This window comes from Oceanobacillus sp. FSL K6-0118, from assembly GCF_038006665.1.
Taxonomy (GTDB): Bacteria; Bacillota; Bacilli; order Bacillales; family Amphibacillaceae; genus Oceanobacillus; species Oceanobacillus caeni.
On the sequence record NZ_JBBOVR010000007.1, the window covers coordinates 1 to 6,134 of the forward strand.

General features: G+C 33.5%; 5 protein-coding genes. 3 read left to right on the forward strand and 2 right to left on the reverse strand.

Translation table 11 applies throughout. The annotated features are described in order from the left end of the window. The first annotated feature begins 211 nt into the window (after window positions 1–211). The 3 genes from MHI02_RS18430 (at window position 212) to MHI02_RS18440 (ending at window position 3,708) form a co-directional block, all read left to right on the forward strand. Entirely contained in the window at window positions 212–811 is a 600-nt protein-coding gene (locus MHI02_RS18430) for a hypothetical protein (RefSeq protein ID WP_047185850.1), read from the forward strand. Window positions 812–1,267: 456 nt separating this feature from the next. Next, window positions 1,268–2,479, forward strand: a complete 1,212-nt coding sequence (gene mobV, locus MHI02_RS18435) for a MobV family relaxase (protein WP_341166226.1) — start codon at window positions 1,268–1,270, stop codon at window positions 2,477–2,479. 614 nt (window positions 2,480–3,093) lie between these two features. Next, a complete protein-coding gene (locus MHI02_RS18440) occupies window positions 3,094–3,708 on the forward strand; it encodes a MarR family transcriptional regulator (protein WP_076955173.1) in 615 nt (204 codons plus the stop codon). Between the two features lie 778 nt (window positions 3,709–4,486). Here MHI02_RS18440 and MHI02_RS18445 read toward each other — a convergent pair. Both MHI02_RS18445 and MHI02_RS18450 read right to left on the reverse strand, forming a co-directional pair. Further along, a complete protein-coding gene (locus tag MHI02_RS18445) occupies window positions 4,487–5,227 on the reverse strand; it encodes a hypothetical protein (RefSeq protein WP_047185843.1) in 741 nt (246 codons plus the stop codon). 358 nt (window positions 5,228–5,585) lie between these two features. Beyond that, the coding region (locus MHI02_RS18450; RefSeq protein WP_341166227.1) for a DUF3967 domain-containing protein at window positions 5,586–6,134 on the reverse strand (549 nt) is incomplete at its 5' end.

A 6,134-nucleotide genomic window follows, 5' to 3' on the forward strand; every position in this document is an offset into this window, starting at 1 on the left:
CTCTGCCATGGTCATTAATTTTTTCATGTCTATCACTCCGATCTACGGGAAATCTATTATTCTTATTCTACAGCAGTTCCGCAATCACCTACTAAAGCAAAATTGTTTTAGAAAAAGGACTTAAATTATTTGCCTTTTGGTAACTTAAATTATTGATTTTAGGTTACCTAAATGGTACAATAAAAGTAACTTAAGATTAGGGGTGATTGGAATGTTCGTTATTCGTGGGAAAAATGGTGAAATCATAACGAGTAGTGAGATCGAAACAGATGGTCAAGAAATTACATATAGAACAAGAGAAGAAGCAAGGAAGGCACTCAAGGAATTAGAAAGGAGTATGCCAACGGGGTTCTTTCAAATTGAAGAAGCAAAATGTATGAATTGCGGTGATACGCATGATGTAATTGATTTTTATTCAGGAGATGATTACGTCATTTTATGTGCGAATTGTCGCCAAAAATTAGCAATGGGTCAGCTGGGAAAAATTGGACGTCCTAGTATGGGAACGACTAAAAAGGTATCTCTCACGCTTTCTGATGATATGTGGAATTGGCTTGATGAAAAAGCAGAAGGTAACCGTTCAAAATTTTTACGTGAAGTTGTTGCAAATGCATATTTAAACAATAATAAAGAACTTGGAAATGAAAGTGAATGGAGTAATAATGCTTGTTTAGGATATGTCATTCTTGGAGCGAAGAAACTTGGCTATGATGATGAACAGATCCAAGACCTGGTTCGTGCTATGTATGTAGAATTTGATATGAAAACCGTAGATGAAGCAAAGGACACGTACAATCAATCATCCTATTAAGCCAAATAAAAGCTATATTGGAATTTTAGGCTTAATATGGTTTTAACTAGGGGCGACCTCTTATAAGGGCTTAAAATGCTTCATATGGCGTTTGTCAATGTCTTGGAGTGGTAGCGGAACGAAGTGAGCATAAGGAACGGAAAGGCATTGACAAACTCACCGCACCCGAACCCTCTTGGCATTGAATCGAATCCATTCGATTCCTGCCTACCGGCGAGGGAGCCCCCTCAAAATTGAGGGGGGTGGGGGAGTTAATTAATGGGGTCTGGGGAAGAGTTCCCCAGTGGGTTTGGGCAAAGCCCAAGGTTTTTTGCACGCTACTAGCGTGCTTCGGCGCTAGCCGAACGCCCCGCAGGGCACACGACTTATGGATATAAGTCTAGTGTGTTAGACTTATAGAAAAATAGATGGATAAGTCTTCTTAGTGCTTCCCCCAAAAAAGGAGGTTATACAGAAATGTCCTACTCGATTTTGAGAGTGGAGAAAGTGAAACAAGCAGCCAATACAACCGGGATTCAAAAACATGTTCAAAGAGAAAATAATAATTACAACAACAAAGATATTGATCATGAACGAACGCATTTAAATGTGGATTTAATTCATGGCCAAGAAAAGCAAAATTACAATGAATTAATTGAAAAGAGAATTGAAGAAGGTTACACAGGAAAACGAAAAATACGAAGTGATGCGATACGTCATATTGATGGCATCATAACGAGTGATAATATGTTTTTTGAAAATATGGACCAGGACCAGGTAAAAAAATACTTCCAAGATTCGTTGGAGTTCCTGGAGGATGAATATGGAAAAGAAAATGTGGTATATGCCACGATACATATGGATGAAAGCACACCGCATATGCATTTTGGCGTTGTTCCGTTAACGGAAGATGGACGCTTAAGTGCTAAGGATGTTATCGGGAATAAGTCGGCTTTAACCAAGCTTCAAGATCGATTTAATGAATTTATAAATGATAAAGGTTACCAGTTGGAACGTGGAGAGCCTAAAGAAGTGACGAAGAAAAAACATCAAGACATGGACAGATTTAAACAAGAGACAAAATACCATGAAAAAGTTTTTTTAGAAGTCCAACAAAAGGTAGAAAAACAAGAAGAAAGATTGGATGAATTAACTGCCACATTAGAGCCAAAAGCAGTTAAATTCAAAAGACAAGAAGTTAAAACAGAAGTAAAAGATAAGTTGTTTGGGAAATCAGAAGTGATTAAAAAGAAAACTGGAAACTTGGTTTTGACACCAACACAATATAAAAAAATGAATGAACAAGTTACTGCTGCAGTTGCCATTCAAAAAGATTATAACCGTTTGAAAAATACTGACTTGGCGAAAGAGAATCAGCAGTTAAAAAAAGACCTAAAACGTGAAGACGAGAGATATGAAGATTTTACGGAGGAATATACCAATTTATATTTAGAAAATGAAAAGCTTTCTAAAGAGAATAGCTTGTTAAAAAGCCATATAAGCGTTTTAGAGAAAAATTTAAGAGTTTTGTATAAAAACACTAAGAAAATATTTAAAGACAAATTTAAAGGGTTTAGAGACCTTTTAAAAGGTGATATGGAAAAACAAGGAATAGAAAATTATTTTGAAAGAGTACATGTTCAAGAACAGAGAAAAATGAGAGAGAAAAATAATAGCCTAGAAAGATGAAAAAATATCTTGAACAATTCTATTAATCTATTAAACACTATTTTTATGAAAGAGCATAAGGGAATCCGATATCACTTCCATTGGGAAGTGTCTAAATAGGCTGTGCCTATTGGATTCCTTGCTCTTTTTACTTGATATCACTTTTTTAAGACTTTCTACTAAGTTTAAACGTGCATCTTACAAAATTCGGTACATTTCTTATCAAAAAATTTAAAGCAAAACAAAAAAGGTCATAGTTTCCTATGACCCTTTACTGTCTTATTACTTTCCGGCCTCGAATTTATTAATCGCAGACGAGGTTTGCGATTCCTTTTTATTAATCGCCAATAGGAATAACGATTCCTGTTTTATTCGTCGCTCCAGGAATTGCGACATCACTTTAACTAAATATATTATAAATCATTTCCAAAATTGAACAATGAAAAATGTCTCGAAGAAAGGAAAATTATGCTAGGATAGAAGATATAAAGATAAAGAAAAACCGCCCATTGCTTTGGTCGGCAAGGCGGTTTTTCAAAAATTTTGAAGGGATTATCCCTTACATATCAATATTATTATTTATATTATATCATATTAGGGTTAATTCCTTCCATCAAAAGGGAGAGAATTAATTTATGGCAAAAATTGTAGATTTCGACCAAGCAGAAAAGAAAGCTAGAGAAAGAGATTCAGAGATTGAGAGATTAAAATATACTTTAAGCCATGCTGGTATATCACAAGAAGAAATAGAAAATGCTCTTGCTACTTTAAGCAAAGGTACTGGGAAGGAACTTTACATAGGAACTAAAAAAAGTTCTCAATCTAAAGTGAGGTTTGCTCAATATATGCAAAATAATTGGGAGTTTTTAAGAAAAAATAAATACTTAACTACTAGGGAAAAGACCTTTTTATTGGATATTGTACCGTCAGTAGCTTTTGATAGTAATTGTATTGTTATTGATATTAAAGCTAAAACGCCAGTTCCTGCTAATATTACAGATATTGCTGAAATGTTGGGTTCTGATCGGTCTAATACAAGTAAAACTATTAATTCATTAAAAAGAAAAGGTATTATAGCGAAGTCAGAAAGTGGCCTAGATGGAAATAATGCAAGAGCGTATGCGATTTTTGTTAATCCTCATGTTATTTATGCAGGAGATAAAGATAATATTAATAATGCTTTACAAGTGATGTTTTATAAAGCTATGAAAATGCCCGTAATGAAAGATTTACCTGATAAATTATTTTAAAACAAATCGCAGTTGTTTACATTTGACAACTGCGATTTTTATTATGTTCGTATTTTTTGTTCGTGGTATTTTTACCACGAAAGTGTGGTAAAAATACCACGGACGAAAAACTCTAAAACTACTGATATATTAACCTTTATTACACCTTTTAGACTCTCTCTCTTCTCACTCTATATATAAGGAGCTTTTCTCCATACAAGGTTCGGGTAGTATTTTTTTGTCCTTCGGAACGCTACGCTCAAAAAAATCTCCACCCTTTTCCCCTTGCATTCCGAAATTTTGGCGGTGTAGGCATATCGCCAAGCCGAACATACCCAAAACGAGGATTTAATACAATCGGCTTGCTCTATCTATTGTACCGCCAAAAACGCTAGTGCATCCGATCAAAGATATCTGTTTTATCCATAATTATCAACGCTATGCGGGGGCTAGCCCCCGCACCCCCAGCCAGCACTCACACCCCAAAACAAGGAGAACTTATAAAGCTGAATAATTTTTAATTTAATTAAGTGATATAATAAAAAACCCAAATTATTACGAAACTCTAAATTAGAATTTCGTGTAATAGTTTGGGTTTTCATTGGTTAAAATACTTTTGTTTTAGCCTCTTTTTTTAGACTATTTTCTGAAATTGATCTTAAATATTTAAGAATGTACTAGCACCAATTATACTAAAGATAACTATTAGAACAATTATAGTTATGCTAATCCATAATAATGTTTTTTTAGTTTTTTTAGTCATTCTAACATTCTCCTAAATGTTTAATATAGGAATTTATTACGAACTTGTCCAACCTTTACCACTGGTTTTACCTTTGTGATTACCCTTTACTTGAATATTATATGTTCCTATTTGAACACTGAGACCTTTAAGTGGCCCAATTTTATAGTTAAAGGTAGATGTTCCTGTATAAATACCCTTTGATACTAAACCTTGATTTGAAGTATTGCTTGTTTGAACCATTGGATTTAAATTTCTTACAACAATTCCCTTTGTGCTTTTAGTTGAAGTTGCACCCTTTGAATTATAATTATATACCCCTGTTACTTTATATTTAGTCCAATCAATTCCAAGAAGACGTAAAGTTGAAGTATGACTAATTGTTCTTTGGCTAGCTAATAAACTTATTCCTCCTATTGGATCTTCTTCACTAATTATTTGAGAAGATTGTTCAAATACGTCTGGACTTTTCATCATATCTAGTATTTCTTTTTGTTCATCAGTTGTTAATTTTTTAAATTTTTCAGCTTGTTCTCTTGCATCTTCTACAGCTTCATTGATATATGAAGTGTCTACCCCCGCGTTGATTGCATCTTCTTCTGAATAGTTTTCTAGATAGTTAATATAAGAATCTGGGTTTGAGAGAATTTCTTGAGCGTCAGTTTGCTCATTTTTTTCAATTTCATTACTTTCTTCAGCAGATGTTACTAATGGCATAATCATTAATAGTATTAATGATAAAAAACTAATAGCAATAGTAACACCTATTTTTCTTGTAAAAATAGAATGTAAAGCCATAAAAATATACCCCCTTTTTTATTTATAGAATTCTACCTCCACTTGGAAAATCCTCCTAGGGTTTTTTAAAATTGCAATATTTATTTATTTTATCTAAATATTGCTTTACTTGAATAATGGAAAAAATATTTTCGTTATGAATAAAAATCCATTTCCAGTTAACATAATGTCTGTTTTAGGAAGTTACAAAATAAAAAAACATTGATAAATCAACGTTTGGAAACTCCCATTTTTTTATCTAATATACAGGATTTTATACATGCTTGATAAATTAAGGTTTTTCCTTCGGGATCCACCTTCCAACATGCATAAAATCCTGCATAAAAAAGAGGTTTATTTTAGAAGAAGGGTAAATATTTTACTTGAAAAATCTCGTAAAGAATCCCCTTTTCTTTTCTTCTCGAGCATTTGCTATTTCATTTTTAGCTTCTTGTATTTCTCTCAATGATTCCATTAATTTTCGATCTCGTTCTTCTAATCGGTTATTGATATAATCCTCTTGTTTTTGTTGCTGTTTTTCTATATCCGCAACATGTTTCCGCAGTTCCGTAATTTCCTCTTTTTGATCAGCAATTATTTTCATGGTTGCATTCATTTGTTCCAGTGCATTTTGAAGTTGTAAAGCATAGTGTTTATTGTCATTTTCTGATTGCTGTTGCACTACTGCTGTTGTTGTTGCGGTTGTTTCTTTCATATCGATATTCTTAGGAAACATCTGGCTTAGACCATCTTCAATTTCGATTGCGGTTAGCTTGCGTTTAAACCCCTCTGCAATGAACCGCAACACTTCCACCGTTTCCAATCGGTAACGTTTTTTTCTGCCTTCGCCAACGGAAGGAATGTAATCTATAAAATGATCCCGATAATATCGAGCAGTAGATTCCGGTATATTTAATTCTTTTGCGAC